We start from the raw sequence: 13,185 nt of genomic DNA on the forward strand, positions 1-13,185 counted from the left end.
ACGATGGCAACGATCAAGGATGTAGCGGCACTCGCAGGCATTTCCTACACGACCGTGTCCCACGTGGTGAACAACACCCGGCCGGTCAGTCAGGAAGTGCGTTTGAAAGTCGAAGCCGCGATCAAGAGTCTCGATTATGTGCCCAGCGCGGTGGCGCGTTCGCTGAAAGCCAAGACCACTGCCACCATCGGCTTGCTGGTGCCCAACAGTCTCAACCCGTACTTCGCCGAACTGGCACGGGGCATCGAGGATTATTGCGAGCGAAACGGCTACTGCGTGATCCTCTGCAACTCCGACGACAACCCGGAAAAACAGCGCAGCTATTTACGCGTGTTGCTGGAAAAGCGCATCGACGGTCTGATCGTTGCCTCCGCCGGCGGTGACAGTAGCCTGGCGGAGGGGCTGGCGGGCGTGAAGACGCCGATGGTGATTGTCGACCGTGGCCTGGAAGGTGTGAATGCCGATCTGGTGCGCATCGACCACGAGTACGGCGCTTATCTGGCGACACGTCACCTGCTCGAGTTAGGCCACCGCGACATCGCCACTATTGGTGGTCCGGCGAGTACCAGCGTGGCGCAAATGCGTCAGGCCGGATATTGCCGAGCGCTGAAAGAGGCAGGCATCGAGGCGCGCGCGGAGCGCATGCTGGAGAGCGACTTTACCAGCACCGGCGGTTACAACGCCGCGGCCCGGCTGCTTGAAAGCAATCCGCCCAGTGCGATTTTTGCCGGTAACGACATGATCGGCATCGGCGTGTTACGCGCGGCGGCCGAACGTAACGTGCGGGTACCGGCCGAGCTGTCAGTGATCGGCTTCGACGACATCCAGATGAGCCGCTACGTTTATCCGGCGCTGACCACAGTTGGCCAGTCGATCCTGCAACTGGGGGAAATGGCCGCTGAAGTCTTGTTACGAAGGATTGCTACGCCGAATCTGGGCACTGATCAGCGGATCGTGACCCCGAGTATTGTCTTGCGCGAATCCACTGCGCCGCAGTCCGGCGTGTTCACCGAATACCGCTGAAACCGAATTGACGAGTAGTGATGTATGCCAGCAAATGTAGTGGTAATAGGCAGCTTGAACATGGACCTGGTCACCCGGGCGCCACGGCTGCCGACAGGCGGTGAAACGCTGATCGGTCACTCTTTCGCCACCGTGTCCGGTGGCAAGGGCGCCAACCAGGCCGTGGCCGCGGCGCGCCTCGGGGCGCAAGTGGCGATGGTCGGTTGCGTCGGCTCTGACGATTACGGTGTGCAGTTGCGTGATGCGCTGCTGGCCGAGCAGATCGATTGCCAGGCCGTTAGCGTTGTCGAGGGTTCCAGTGGCGTGGCGCTGATCGTGGTCGATGACAACAGTCAGAACGCTATCGTAATTGTTGCCGGCGCCAACGCAGCGATGACGCCCGCGGTGATTGACCGGTTCGATGCGGTGTTGCAGGACGCCGATGTGGTGATCTGCCAGTTGGAAATCCCGGATGCCACGGTGGGGCATGCGCTCAAGCGCGCACGTGCACTGGGCAAGACGGTGATTCTCAATCCGGCACCGGCCAGCCGACCACTGCCGGCAGACTGGTTTGCCGCCATCGATTATCTGATTCCCAACGAGAGTGAAGCGGCCGCGTTGAGCGGCCTGCCGGTCGACTCGCTGCAAACCGCTGAAAAGGCTGCCAGCCACCTGCTCGCCATGGGCGCGAGCAAGGTCATCGTCACCCTCGGTGCCGAGGGCTCGCTGTTCGCCAACGGCAAGGGCTTCGAGCATTTTCCCGCGCCGAAAGTGAAGGCGGTCGATACCACGGCGGCTGGCGACACCTTTGTTGGTGGTTTTGCCGCTGCGCTCGCGGCTGGCAGTTCCGAGGCCGAAGCTATCCGCTACGGACAAATCGCCGCCGCGCTGTCGGTCACTCGCGCAGGTGCGCAACCGTCCATCCCACGTTTATCCGACGTTCAGGGGTTTAAACCCGCATGAAGAAAACACCTCTGCTGAACATCGCGCTATCGCGCCTGATCGCCTCTTTGGGCCATGGCGACAGGGTGGTCATCGGCGACGCCGGGTTGCCGGTGCCGCCGGGAGTCGAACTGATCGATCTGGCCCTGACGCATGGGGTCCCGGATTTCGTCAGCACGCTGAAGGTCGTGCTCAGCGAGATGCAGGTCGAGAGCCATGCGCTGGCCAGGGAGATCTTCGACAAGCAGCCGACGGCGCTGGCTACGCTGGAGGCATTGAATGCCGAAGGTGCGCTGGGACGTCGCGATTTGCTCACTCACGAGCAGTTCAAAGTGCTCAGCCGACAGGCACGGGCGATTATTCGTACAGGCGAATGTCAGCCGTACTGCAACATCGTGCTGGTCGCCGGGGTTACATTCTGATTTCGATTTTCAACTGCACAAGGAATGCGCCATGCAACGCTATGCTGAAAAAATCCATCACCTGATCCGGAGCCTGCTGCTTTTGTCCGTGATAACCGCGACCGGCGCTCAGGCGGCGGAAAAAATCGACTTGATCATCGATACCGATCCGGGCGCTGACGACGTGGTCGCCTTGCTGTTCGCCCTGGCCTCGCCCGACGAGCTGAATATTCGTGCGTTGACCACCGTGGCTGGCAACGTGCGCCTCGACAAGACTTCGCGCAACGCGCGCCTGGCGCGGGAGTGGGCGGGGCGCGAAGACGTGCCGGTTTACGCTGGCGCGCCGAAGCCGCTGATGCGCACGCCGATCTATGCCGAGAACATTCATGGCAAGGAAGGTTTGTCGGGTGTCACGGTTCACGAACCGAAAAAAGGCCTCGCGCAAGGCAGTGCCGTCAACTATTTGATCGATACGCTCAAAGGCGCCAAACCACACAGCATCACTATTGCCATGCTCGGCCCGCAAACCAACCTGGCACTGGCGCTGATCCAGGAGCCCGAGATCGTCCAGGGCATCAAGGAAGTGGTGATCATGGGCGGCGCGCATTTCAACGGCGGCAACATCACCCCCGTGGCCGAATTCAACCTGTTCGCTGATCCGCAGGCGGCTGAGGTGGTGCTCAAGAGTGGCGTGAAGCTGACGTATCTGCCGCTGGACGTGACGCACAAGATCCTCACCAGTGACGCACGCCTGAAGCAGATTGCCGCGCTGAACAACAATGCGAGCAAGATTGTCGGCGGCATACTCAATGAATACATCAAGGGCGATATGGAGCACTACGGTATTCCAGGTGGCCCGGTGCACGACGCGACGGTCGTGGCTTATTTGCTCAAGCCTGAGCTGTTCACCGGGCGGTCGGTCAATGTCGTCGTGGACAGCCGGGAAGGGCCGACATTCGGCCAAACGATCGTTGACTGGTACGACGGTTTGAAAGCGCCGAAGAATGCGTTCTGGGTCGAGAATGGCGACGCCCAGGGATTCTTTGATCTGCTGACCGAGCGCCTGAAACGTCTGAAATAAGCCAGTACCCGCAGGCCGTTGCTTGCGGGTTTTTACTGCGTCTGTTCGGCCTGTACGGTCGTGTATCGTTCAAATGCCTGATTGATAAATTGCTGCGCTGCCTTTATACCCAACTCCTTGACCAATAAATCGATACCGATCAGCGCCAGCTCTTCCGTCGTGCCGGGGCTGTAAGAACTGTGTCCGTCCGCCCATTTGGCGTTAATGGCGGCGTCGATGTGGAGGCTGGTCATGAGAGGCTCGAAAGGTCAGGAGGTCTGTTTTCGAGTTAACCATTTTGCGCGACATTTGGCACTGCGACTTAGGCATGAACGGAGCGCTATGCGACACTTGGTCTTTTCCGGTTTTCCGAGGACCCTGTTGTGCAAATCGATCTGAATGATCCCGATGGCCTGACAATTGCTGCTGTGCGCCAGCTACTGGCTTCAGCCAGCGATGACGAGCACACCCAGTTGCGCGTGACCAAAGGTGGCATCGCCTATCTGTCCACCGTAACCGGTGGACAAGAGATCGACGGTCTGCTGTTTCGCCTCGAAACGTGGGCGAAGGGCTCGGGCTATGTGGGCAAGGTCGCTGCCAGCGATGAAGTCTGGGTGATGCAGATTTACAACGCGCTCAAAGACAACTGGCCGAATCCACCGTTTGACTACATCGACGTTTATTGAGCGTCGTTAATATTCAGTCACGATTGTTTGATAAAGAGTCGGGCAAGGCTCAGGCACACTCGTCGTTTTTCGATTGTGGGGCAGGGTGATGGCACTCGCCGGGAAACCAAACGCCGGATTGGCGGTCGCACGATCTCAGCTTAACCATTTTAAACAAGGAGGCTTCATGCCTTTGAAGTTCGCGACACTGGGTGCATTGATGGCTGCTGCCATGTTGGCGGGTTGCTCCACGACCTCCAGCGAGTCAGCCAAGGATCCAGTGGCATCCGAATCCGGTCACAGCCGCTGTGAAGCGACGGCGGCAGAGTTCACCATTGGTAAAAAGGCATCGCCGCAACTGCTGGAGGAGGCGCGGGCCAAGGCCGGCGCACAGAACGCACGCTTCCTCAAGCCAACCGATATGATCACCCTGGAATATCGTTCCGATCGGCTGAATCTCAACACCGACAACAATCTGGTGGTGACGCGCGTCAACTGCGGCTGATCGTAGACCGCTTTCGTTGCAGGCATAAAAAACCCCGTCACAGGGACGGGGTTTTTTTAGTGCGCCGAGAAATTACTCTGGGCGAACCTGTGCAGCTTGCATACCCTTTTGGCCTTTCTCAGCCACGAAGGAAACGGTCTGGCCTTCTTTCAGGCTTTTGAAACCGTCGCTTTCGATAGCTTTGAAGTGTACGAACAGGTCGTCACCGCCACCTGTAGGAGTGATGAAGCCGAAGCCTTTTTCATCGTTGAACCATTTAACGGTGCCGGTTTGGCGATTAGACATGGTGTATCTCCAAGAAACATATATTTTCAGTAGTGCTGTGCTGCTCAGGCCAACTGGGCACACCCGGGTATCATAGTCGAAATGTTCGCTTTGGTAGCCCCCCGGACGTGCTGTTTGCCAATCAGTCGTGTTTTCTTTACCGCCTGTTTCTGCTGAAAGCCCCGGTTTGAAAGGCCTGCAGCGAAACGTAAAGGCGATAAAAAAACCTGTAAAACCTGCATAAATCGTCTGAAAACCTTCATTTCCAGCATTTTTTTTCAGCTTTCAGCCGATCAGGAAGCTCGGTTTTCTTACTTTTTCGCTGGGGGATTTGCCTTGCATTTGGCGATCTGGCCAAGGGCTTTCTGTTGCAGCTCAGGGGTGGCCTTGTTGTCCATCAGCGCCTGGATATCGCTGGCCGGATAGGACTTGATGGCATCAGCACCGCAAGCGCAGTGAGATTTCGCGGCGGCAGCGCCGATTTGTTGGGTGGCCGCCTGGGTGCACTGGGCCATGTACTTCTCGCGCTCGCCCTTCGGCCAGTCGGCATGGGCGCTCAGTGGCAGCAGCAGAACGACGGGGGCGACGACGGCGAATAAGCTTTTCAGACGCATGCGAGGATGCTCCTTGTGGGTCAATGTCTTGTTATCTGAGGGTGCAAGGGCCTTTCAAGTTCAGCACTCTGGCATAAAAACGGACAATCCGCCTTCTGCTAAATCAGGGCGTAAGCGACCGTTCATCTGTGCTAGCATGCCGGGCTCAAGCGTTCTCACGCGTCGGATGACCTTCAGTCCCGGTGCGGTCGGCGTACGAATTATTTCCCGATTTGAATCCCAGTCACTCTGGTTCGGTTTTCCGGTTGGCCGCAAGGCTCCTGCCGCTGTAAGGCAGGCGTTCGTCATTGAATGGCCTGGATCGGATCTTGTACTGGCTCATCCCAACCCACGTGACCTTTGGTAGGGGTCACCACTAGGAGAGGAGGCGCCATGCCAACTATTACTCTTCCCGACGGCAGTCAACGTTCATTCGATCACCCGGTTTCCGTAGCCGAGGTCGCCGCATCCATCGGTGCAGGTCTGGCCAAGGCAACGCTCGCCGGCAAGGTCAATGGCCAACTGGTCGACGCCAGCGACATCATCAGCAGCGACGCGACCCTGCAAATCATTACGCCAAAGGATGAAGAGGGGCTGGAGATCATTCGCCACTCTTGCGCTCACCTGGTCGGCCACGCGGTCAAGCAACTGTACCCGACCGCGAAAATGGTCATCGGTCCGGTCATCGACGAAGGCTTCTATTACGATATCGCCTACGAGCGTCCGTTCACGCCGGAAGACATGGCGGCCATCGAACAGCGCATGCAGCAGCTGATCGAAAAAGATTACGACGTCATCAAAAAAGTCACTCCGCGCGCCGAAGTGATCGAAGTGTTCAAGGCCCGCGGCGAAGACTACAAGCTGCGTCTGGTCGAAGACATGCCGAACGAGCAGGCCATGGGTCTGTACTACCACGAAGAATACGTCGACATGTGCCGCGGTCCGCACGTGCCGAACACGCGTTTCCTGAAATCCTTCAAGTTGACCAAGCTGTCCGGTGCTTACTGGCGCGGCGATGCCAAAAACGAGCAATTGCAGCGCGTTTACGGCACCGCGTGGGCCGACAAGAAGCAACTGGCAGCGTACATCCAGCGCATCGAAGAAGCCGAAAAACGCGATCACCGCAAGATCGGCAAGCGCCTGGGCCTGTTCCACACCCAGGAAGAATCCCCGGGCATGGTGTTCTGGCACCCGAACGGCTGGACGTTGTATCAGGTACTCGAGCAGTACATGCGCAAGATCCAGCGCGACAACGGCTATCTCGAGATCAAGACGCCGCAAGTCGTTGACCGCAGCCTTTGGGAGAAATCCGGGCACTGGGCCAACTACGCCGACAACATGTTCACCACCCAGTCGGAAAACCGCGACTACGCCATCAAGCCGATGAACTGCCCGTGCCACGTGCAGGTGTTCAATCAAGGCCTGAAGAGCTACCGCGAGCTGCCGATGCGTCTGGCCGAGTTCGGTGCCTGCCACCGTAACGAGCCGTCAGGTGCGTTGCACGGCATCATGCGTGTACGTGCGTTTACTCAGGACGATGCCCACATCTTCTGCACCGAAGAGCAGATGCAGGCCGAATCCGCCGCGTTCATCAAGCTGACCATGGACGTTTATCGCGATTTTGGCTTTACCGAAGTCGAGATGAAACTGTCCACTCGTCCGGAAAAACGCGTCGGTTCCGACGAGCTGTGGGATCGCGCTGAAGCCGCATTGGCCGCAGCCCTTGATTCTGCGGGCTTGCCGTACGATCTGCAGCCGGGCGAGGGCGCTTTCTACGGTCCGAAGATCGAGTTCTCGCTGAAAGATTGCCTCGGTCGCGTCTGGCAATGTGGTACCTTGCAGCTCGATTTTAACCTGCCTGTCCGTTTGGGCGCTGAATACGTCTCCGAAGACAACAGCCGCAAACACCCTGTGATGCTGCACCGTGCGATCCTCGGTTCCTTCGAGCGTTTCGTCGGGATTCTGATCGAGCACTACGAAGGTGCTTTCCCGGCCTGGCTGGCGCCAACCCAGGCGGTGATCATGAATATCACTGATAAACAGGCAGATTTTGTTGCAGAAGTCGAAAAAACTCTCAACGAAAGCGGATTTCGTGCCAAGTCCGACTTGAGAAATGAAAAGATCGGCTTTAAAATCCGCGAGCATACTTTGCTCAAGGTTCCCTATCTTTTGGTTATCGGAGATAAGGAAGTCGAGATGCAGACTGTCGCTGTGCGTACTCGTGAAGGTGCTGACCTGGGCTCGATGCCCGTCGCCGAATTCGCTGAGTTTCTCGCGCAAGCGGTTTCCCGGCGTGGTCGCCCAGATTCGGAGTAATTATTATTAAGCGTGAAATGAGACAAGATAAACGAGCTGCACCGAAAGCCCCGATCAACGAGAATATCTCGGCACGCGAGGTTCGGTTAATTGGCGCTGATGGCGAGCAGATTGGCATCGTCTCGATTGATGAAGCGCTTCGTATCGCTGAAGAAGCAAAGCTTGATCTGGTGGAAATTTCCGCAGACGCAGTCCCGCCTGTTTGCCGGGTGATGGACTACGGCAAGTCGATCTTCGAAAAGAAGAAGCAGATTGCTGCGGCGAAGAAGAACCAGAAGCAGATTCAGGTTAAAGAAATCAAGTTTCGTCCAGGGACGGAGGAAGGGGATTACCAGGTAAAACTGCGCAACCTGGTACGTTTCCTGAGTGACGGGGACAGGGCCAAGGTATCCTTGCGATTCCGCGGCCGTGAGATGGCCCACCAGGAGCTGGGGATGGAACTCCTCAAGCGGGTTGAACAAGACCTGCTCGAGTACGGTTCGGTCGAACAGCATCCTAAGATGGAAGGACGCCAGCTGATCATGGTCATCGCCCCGAAAAAGAAGAAGTAATCAACAGGGCACGGCAGGCCTTCTGATTATGTTTATCAACTGAATGCGGAGTATCCGAACATGCCAAAAATGAAAACCAAAAGTGGTGCTGCCAAGCGGTTTCTGAAAACTGCTAACGGCATCAAGCACAAGCACGCTTTCAAGAGCCACATCCTGACTAAAATGTCGACCAAGCGTAAGCGTCAACTGCGCGGTAGCAGCTTGCTGCATCCGTCTGACGTGGCAAAAGTCGAGCGCATGCTGCGCCTTCGTTAATTTAGTCAAGAATAGAGGAAGTAACTCATGGCTCGTGTAAAGCGTGGCGTCATTGCCCGTAAGCGTCACAAAAAAATTCTGAAACTTGCTAAAGGCTACTACGGCGCACGCTCCCGCGTATTCCGTGTTGCCAAGCAAGCGGTAATCAAGGCAGGCCAATACGCCTACCGTGACCGTCGTCAGAAAAAACGTCAGTTCCGCGCTCTGTGGATCGCTCGTATCAACGCTGGTGCTCGTGTTAACGGTCTGTCCTACAGCCGTTTCATCGCTGGCCTGAAAAAAGCGTCCATCGAGATCGACCGTAAGGTTCTGGCTGATCTGGCAGTGAACGAAAAAGCGGCGTTTGCTGCGATTGTCGAGAAAGCTAAAGCCACCTTGGCTTAAGTACCCCCGACAGTCACCCGGCCGCACCTCTGTGGGGTCAGGTGTTAAACGTCATAAATAGGGGAAGAGCCTTCAAGCTCTTCCCCTATTTTGTATCTGGAGTCTGTACATGGAAAACCTGGATGCGCTGGTCTCTCAAGCACTAGAGGCTGTGCAAAGCGCTGAAGACATCAATGCCCTGGAGCAAATCCGGGTTCAATACCTTGGCAAGAAGGGCGAATTGACTCAGGTGATGAAGACCCTGGGGAATTTGCCAGCAGAAGAGCGTCCGCAAGTCGGCGCCCTGATCAACGTTGCCAAGGAACGTGTTACAGGCGTTCTCAATGCGCGCATGGCGCTGTTTGAAGAAGCCGAGCTGGCTGCCAAACTGTCCGCCGAATCCATCGACGTGACATTGCCGGGCCGTGGTCAGACCTCCGGTGGTCTGCATCCGGTCACCCGGACTCTGGAACGTGTCGAACAGTTCTTCACCCGCATCGGCTACGGCATCGCCGAAGGCCCTGAGGTCGAAGACGATTATCACAACTTTGAAGCGCTCAACATCCCAGGCCATCACCCGGCCCGGTCGATGCACGACACCTTCTATTTCAATGCCAACATGTTGCTGCGCACCCATACCTCGCCGGTCCAGGTCCGCACCATGGAATCGAAACAGCCGCCGATCCGCATCGTCTGCCCAGGCCGTGTGTACCGCAGCGACTCCGATATCACCCATTCTCCGATGTTCCATCAGGTCGAAGGCCTGCTGGTTGACCGCGACATCAATTTTGCCGATCTCAAAGGCACCATCGAAGAGTTCCTGCGGGTCTTCTTCGAGAAAGAACTGGCTGTGCGTTTCCGTCCTTCGTACTTCCCGTTCACCGAGCCCTCCGCTGAAGTCGATATGGAGTGCGTGATGTGCAGCGGTAAAGGTTGCCGCGTGTGCAAGCAGACCGGCTGGCTGGAAGTGATGGGCTGCGGCATGGTTCACCCGAACGTGCTGCGCATGTCCGGCATCGATCCGGAAGAATTTTCCGGCTTTGCTTTCGGCATGGGCGTCGAGCGTCTGGCCATGCTCCGTTACGGCGTGAACGACTTGCGTCTGTTCTTCGACAACGACTTGCGGTTCCTCGCGCAATTTCGCTAGTCGTAACGAATTCTTAGGAGAGCAGGATGAAATTCAGTGAACAATGGCTGCGTGGCTGGGTTAGCCCGCAGGTAAATCGCGACGAGCTGGTTGCCCGTCTGTCGATGGCCGGTCTTGAGGTCGATAGCGTCACTCCGGCCGCCGGTGTATTCAGTGGCGTGGTGGTGGGCGAGGTGCTGAGCACCGAGCAACACCCGGATGCCGACAAGTTGCGCGTGTGCCAGGTCAGCAATGGCGCGGAAACCTTCCAGGTCGTGTGCGGTGCGCCAAACGTGCGTCCGGGCCTGAAGATTCCGTTCGCCATGATCGGTGCCGAGCTGCCAGGCGATTTCAAGATCAAGAAGGCCAAGCTGCGCGGCGTTGAGTCCAACGGCATGCTGTGCTCGCAAGCCGAGTTGCAGATTGGCGAAGGCAACGATGGTCTGATGGAGCTGCCGGCCGATGCGCCAGTGGGTGAAGACATTCGTGTGTATCTGGACCTGGAAGACGCCAGCATCGAGGTCGATCTGACCCCGAACCGTGGCGACTGCCTGTCCCTCGCTGGTCTGGCCCGCGAAGTCGGCGCGCTGTACGCCGTGCCGGTGACCCGTCCTGTGGTGGCGGCGGTTCCTGCCGTACACGACGAAGTGCGTCCTGTCGAAGTGCTGGCGCCAGCCGCCTGCCCACGTTACCTGGGTCGAGTGATTCGCAACGTTGATCTGTCCAAACCAACGCCGCTGTGGATGGTTGAGCGTCTGCGTCGCGCCGACGTGCGCAGCATCGATGCGGCCGTCGACATCACTAACTACGTGATGCTTGAGCTGGGTCAGCCGTTGCACGCCTTCGATCTTGCCGAGATCAATGGCGGCATCCGTGTGCGCATGGCCGAAGACGGCGAGAAGCTGGTACTGCTCGACGGGCAGAAAGTCAGCCTGCGCAGCGATACGCTGGTCATCGCCGACCACACCCGCGCGCTGGCGATTGCCGGTGTCATGGGCGGCGAGCACAGCGGTGTGTCTGCGACCACGCGCGACGTATTCCTTGAATCGGCGTTCTTCGATCAGATCGCTGTGGCGGGCAAGGCCCGTTCCTATGGCCTGCACACCGACGCGTCGCACCGCTACGAGCGTGGCGTCGACTGGCAACTGGCCCGTGAAGCCATGGAGCGCGCCACTGGCCTGCTGCTGGACATCACCGGTGGCGAAGCGGGCCCGATCATCGAAACCGTCAGCGAGGCGCATCTGCCGTCGATCGCACCGATCACTTTGCGTGCCCAGCGCATCACTCAGATGCTCGGCATGGAGATGGATTCGGCGCAGGTCGAGCGTCTGCTCGGCGCGCTGGGGCTGACCATCAGTGCCGAGGGGGCAGGGCAGTGGCGCGTAGAAGTGCCAAGCCATCGCTTCGATATCAGCCTGGAAGTCGACCTGATCGAAGAACTGGCCCGTCTGTACGGCTACAACCGCCTGCCGGTTCGTTACCCGCAAGCGCGTCTGGCGCCACAGGCCAAGGCTGAAGCGCGTAGCGATCTGCCTGAGCTGCGTCGTCTGTTGGTAGCGCGTGGTTATCAGGAAGCGATCACCTACAGCTTCATCGATCCGAAGCAGTTCGAACTGTTCAACCCGGGCGTCGAGCCGCTGCTGCTGGCCAATCCGATCTCCAATGACATGGCCGCCATGCGCTCGTCGCTGTGGCCGGGTCTGGTCAAGGCATTGCAGCACAACCTCAACCGTCAACAGGATCGCGTGCGTCTGTTCGAAAGCGGTCTGCGCTTTGTCGGTCAGCTCGAAGGCCTGAAGCAAGAGCCGATGCTCTCCGGTGTTGTCTGCGGTAGCCGTCTTCCGGAAGGCTGGGCGCAAGGTCGCGACACCGTTGATTTCTTCGACGTCAAAGCCGACGTGGAAGCGGTGCTGGGCTTCGCAGGCGCACTGGATTCGTTCACCTTCGCACCGGGCAAACATCCGGCGCTGCATCCGGGTCAAACCGCGCGCATCGAACGCGAAGGTCGCGAAGTGGGTTTCATTGGCGCCATTCACCCTGAGCTGTCGAAAGCGTTGGGTCTGGACCGTCCTGTGTTCGTTTTCGAGCTGGTTCTGGCGGAAGTGGCACTCGGTAAAATGCCGAAATTCCACGAGTTGTCGCGCTTTCCTGAAGTGCGTCGTGACCTTGCACTGATCGCGCACAAAGAGGTCGCGTCCGCGGCTGTACTGGACGTAATCCGTGAAAATGCAGGCGAATGGCTCACAGATCTCAGGCTGTTTGACGTGTATCAGGGTAAAGGCATTGATCCTGATAGAAAAAGCCTTGCAGTTGGCTTGACCTGGCAGCATCCATCGCGCACTCTTAATGACGATGAGGTGAATTCGACGACGCAAAATATCCTCACCTCGCTCGAACAAAGGTTGAACGCCACGTTAAGGAAGTGACGTATGGGGGCTTTGACGAAAGCTGAGATGGCGGAACGTCTGTATGAAGAGCTGGGCCTGAACAAGCGGGAAGCCAAGGAATTGGTCGAACTGTTTTTCGAGGAAATCAGGCACGCTCTTGAAGACAACGAGCAGGTCAAATTGTCCGGTTTCGGCAATTTCGACCTTCGGGACAAACGCCAGCGGCCTGGCCGCAACCCGAAAACGGGGGAAGAAATTCCGATCACGGCTCGCCGTGTGGTCACCTTTCGTCCAGGGCAGAAGTTGAAGGCCCGAGTTGAGGCTTATGCTGGAACCAAGTCATAACGACGAACTACCCGTCATCCCGGGCAAACGCTACTTCACCATCGGTGAAGTCAGCGAGCTGTGTGCCGTAAAGCCACACGTGCTGCGCTACTGGGAGCAGGAGTTTCCTCAGCTAAACCCCGTCAAACGCCGCGGAAACCGCCGGTATTATCAGCGCCAGGACGTGCTGATGATCCGGCAGATCCGCGCGCTCCTTTACGATCAGGGTTTCACCATCGGCGGCGCACGTCTGCGCTTGTCCGGCGACGAAGCCAAAGACGACACCACTCAGTACAAACAGATGATTCGGCAGATGATTGCCGAGCTGGAAGACGTACTGGTGGTGCTCAAGAAATAAAAAGCTGCGTTTGAATACTTCCAGTTTTCAAATGCTTGCGATATATTCTTGAGCGTTCTTCGAAGCTGAAGAA

General features: G+C 57.7%; 17 protein-coding genes. 14 read left to right on the top strand and 3 right to left on the bottom strand.

Features of this window, described 5'->3' with window-relative positions; translation table 11 throughout:
* The first annotated feature begins 3 nt into the window (after positions 1-3).
* Genes HU755_RS21080 through HU755_RS21095 form a run of 4 tightly spaced genes read left to right on the top strand, consistent with a single transcriptional unit; the run spans position 4 to position 3,426 of the window.
* Positions 4-1,023, top strand: a complete 1,020-nt coding sequence (locus HU755_RS21080) for a LacI family DNA-binding transcriptional regulator (RefSeq protein ID WP_186551935.1) — start codon at positions 4-6, stop codon at positions 1,021-1,023.
* 24 nt (positions 1,024-1,047) lie between these two features.
* Positions 1,048-1,965: a ribokinase gene (rbsK, locus tag HU755_RS21085; RefSeq protein ID WP_186622509.1), complete on the top strand. Its 918-nt coding sequence runs from the start codon at positions 1,048-1,050 to the stop codon at positions 1,963-1,965.
* Complete coding sequence (gene rbsD, locus HU755_RS21090; RefSeq protein WP_186636107.1) at positions 1,962-2,366, top strand: D-ribose pyranase; 405 nt, start codon at positions 1,962-1,964, stop codon at positions 2,364-2,366. Before rbsK ends, rbsD begins: the two co-directional genes overlap by 4 nt.
* A gap of 31 nt (positions 2,367-2,397) precedes the next feature.
* Positions 2,398-3,426, top strand: coding sequence for a nucleoside hydrolase (locus HU755_RS21095; RefSeq protein WP_186636110.1), 1,029 nt, complete (start codon positions 2,398-2,400; stop codon positions 3,424-3,426).
* 32 nt (positions 3,427-3,458) lie between these two features.
* Here the strand turns inward: HU755_RS21095 and HU755_RS21100 are convergent, their stop codons facing one another.
* Complete coding sequence (locus HU755_RS21100) at positions 3,459-3,659, bottom strand: hypothetical protein (RefSeq protein WP_186636113.1); 201 nt, start codon at positions 3,657-3,659, stop codon at positions 3,459-3,461.
* Positions 3,660-3,788: 129 nt separating this feature from the next.
* Here HU755_RS21100 and HU755_RS21105 point away from each other — a divergent pair, with 129 nt between their 5' ends.
* Both HU755_RS21105 and HU755_RS21110 read left to right on the top strand, forming a co-directional pair.
* Entirely contained in the window at positions 3,789-4,091 is a 303-nt protein-coding gene (locus tag HU755_RS21105) for a hypothetical protein (protein ID WP_186636116.1), read from the top strand.
* 166 nt (positions 4,092-4,257) lie between these two features.
* The gene (locus HU755_RS21110; RefSeq protein WP_186636119.1) at positions 4,258-4,575 is read left to right on the top strand and encodes an I78 family peptidase inhibitor; all 318 of its coding nucleotides are present in this window, start codon (positions 4,258-4,260) and stop codon (positions 4,573-4,575) included.
* Between the two features lie 72 nt (positions 4,576-4,647).
* Here HU755_RS21110 and HU755_RS21115 read toward each other — a convergent pair whose 3' ends face one another.
* Together HU755_RS21115 and HU755_RS21120 are read right to left on the bottom strand one after the other, a co-directional pair.
* Complete coding sequence (locus HU755_RS21115; RefSeq protein WP_047229330.1) at positions 4,648-4,860, bottom strand: cold-shock protein; 213 nt, start codon at positions 4,858-4,860, stop codon at positions 4,648-4,650.
* A 290-nt stretch (positions 4,861-5,150) separates the two neighbouring features.
* Positions 5,151-5,453 carry a hypothetical protein gene (locus tag HU755_RS21120; RefSeq protein ID WP_186551928.1) on the bottom strand — a complete coding sequence of 101 codons (303 nt, stop codon included), beginning with the start codon at positions 5,451-5,453 and terminating at the stop codon, positions 5,151-5,153.
* A 372-nt stretch (positions 5,454-5,825) separates the two neighbouring features.
* Here HU755_RS21120 and thrS point away from each other — a divergent pair, with 372 nt between their 5' ends.
* The 8 genes from thrS (at position 5,826) to HU755_RS21160 (ending at position 13,112) form a co-directional block, all read left to right on the top strand.
* Positions 5,826-7,748: a threonine--tRNA ligase gene (gene thrS, locus HU755_RS21125; protein ID WP_186551927.1), complete on the top strand. Its 1,923-nt coding sequence runs from the start codon at positions 5,826-5,828 to the stop codon at positions 7,746-7,748.
* Positions 7,748-8,299 (top strand): translation initiation factor IF-3, encoded by a 552-nt coding sequence (gene infC, locus HU755_RS21130; protein WP_169432615.1) that lies wholly within the window; start codon positions 7,748-7,750, stop codon positions 8,297-8,299. Before thrS ends, infC begins: the two co-directional genes overlap by 1 nt.
* A 60-nt stretch (positions 8,300-8,359) precedes the next feature.
* Positions 8,360-8,554 carry a 50S ribosomal protein L35 gene (gene rpmI / locus HU755_RS21135; protein ID WP_002553160.1) on the top strand — a complete coding sequence of 65 codons (195 nt, stop codon included), beginning with the start codon at positions 8,360-8,362 and terminating at the stop codon, positions 8,552-8,554.
* A 27-nt stretch (positions 8,555-8,581) separates the two neighbouring features.
* Entirely contained in the window at positions 8,582-8,938 is a 357-nt protein-coding gene (gene rplT, locus HU755_RS21140; protein ID WP_002553161.1) for a 50S ribosomal protein L20, read from the top strand.
* 109 nt (positions 8,939-9,047) lie between these two features.
* Positions 9,048-10,064: a phenylalanine--tRNA ligase subunit alpha gene (pheS, locus tag HU755_RS21145; RefSeq protein WP_003226365.1), complete on the top strand. Its 1,017-nt coding sequence runs from the start codon at positions 9,048-9,050 to the stop codon at positions 10,062-10,064.
* 26 nt (positions 10,065-10,090) lie between these two features.
* Entirely contained in the window at positions 10,091-12,469 is a 2,379-nt protein-coding gene (pheT, locus tag HU755_RS21150; protein WP_186636122.1) for a phenylalanine--tRNA ligase subunit beta, read from the top strand.
* 3 nt (positions 12,470-12,472) lie between these two features.
* On the top strand, positions 12,473-12,775 hold the full coding sequence (ihfA, locus tag HU755_RS21155) for an integration host factor subunit alpha (protein ID WP_002553164.1): 303 nt from the start codon (positions 12,473-12,475) through the stop codon (positions 12,773-12,775).
* Positions 12,756-13,112, top strand: a complete 357-nt coding sequence (locus HU755_RS21160) for a MerR family transcriptional regulator (RefSeq protein WP_003179985.1) — start codon at positions 12,756-12,758, stop codon at positions 13,110-13,112. Before ihfA ends, HU755_RS21160 begins: the two co-directional genes overlap by 20 nt.
* The last annotated feature ends 73 nt before the right edge of the window (positions 13,113-13,185 follow it).

Source organism: Pseudomonas sp. SWRI111, from assembly GCF_014268555.1.
GTDB classification, from domain to species: Bacteria; Pseudomonadota; Gammaproteobacteria; order Pseudomonadales; family Pseudomonadaceae; genus Aquipseudomonas; species Aquipseudomonas hamedanensis.

Coding starts and splice junctions, on each gene's coding strand:
- HU755_RS21080 (WP_186551935.1), top strand. CDS start 4: ATGGCAACGATCAAGGATGTAGCGGCACTCGCAGGCATTTCCTACACG.
- rbsK (WP_186622509.1), top strand. CDS start 1,048: ATGCCAGCAAATGTAGTGGTAATAGGCAGCTTGAACATGGACCTGGTC.
- rbsD (WP_186636107.1), top strand. CDS start 1,962: ATGAAGAAAACACCTCTGCTGAACATCGCGCTATCGCGCCTGATCGCC.
- HU755_RS21095 (WP_186636110.1), top strand. CDS start 2,398: ATGCAACGCTATGCTGAAAAAATCCATCACCTGATCCGGAGCCTGCTG.
- HU755_RS21100 (WP_186636113.1), bottom strand. CDS start 3,659: ATGACCAGCCTCCACATCGACGCCGCCATTAACGCCAAATGGGCGGAC.
- HU755_RS21110 (WP_186636119.1), top strand. CDS start 4,258: ATGCCTTTGAAGTTCGCGACACTGGGTGCATTGATGGCTGCTGCCATG.
- HU755_RS21115 (WP_047229330.1), bottom strand. CDS start 4,860: ATGTCTAATCGCCAAACCGGCACCGTTAAATGGTTCAACGATGAAAAA.
- HU755_RS21120 (WP_186551928.1), bottom strand. CDS start 5,453: ATGCGTCTGAAAAGCTTATTCGCCGTCGTCGCCCCCGTCGTTCTGCTG.
- thrS (WP_186551927.1), top strand. CDS start 5,826: ATGCCAACTATTACTCTTCCCGACGGCAGTCAACGTTCATTCGATCAC.
- rpmI (WP_002553160.1), top strand. CDS start 8,360: ATGCCAAAAATGAAAACCAAAAGTGGTGCTGCCAAGCGGTTTCTGAAA.
- rplT (WP_002553161.1), top strand. CDS start 8,582: ATGGCTCGTGTAAAGCGTGGCGTCATTGCCCGTAAGCGTCACAAAAAA.
- pheS (WP_003226365.1), top strand. CDS start 9,048: ATGGAAAACCTGGATGCGCTGGTCTCTCAAGCACTAGAGGCTGTGCAA.
- pheT (WP_186636122.1), top strand. CDS start 10,091: ATGAAATTCAGTGAACAATGGCTGCGTGGCTGGGTTAGCCCGCAGGTA.
- ihfA (WP_002553164.1), top strand. CDS start 12,473: ATGGGGGCTTTGACGAAAGCTGAGATGGCGGAACGTCTGTATGAAGAG.
- HU755_RS21160 (WP_003179985.1), top strand. CDS start 12,756: ATGCTGGAACCAAGTCATAACGACGAACTACCCGTCATCCCGGGCAAA.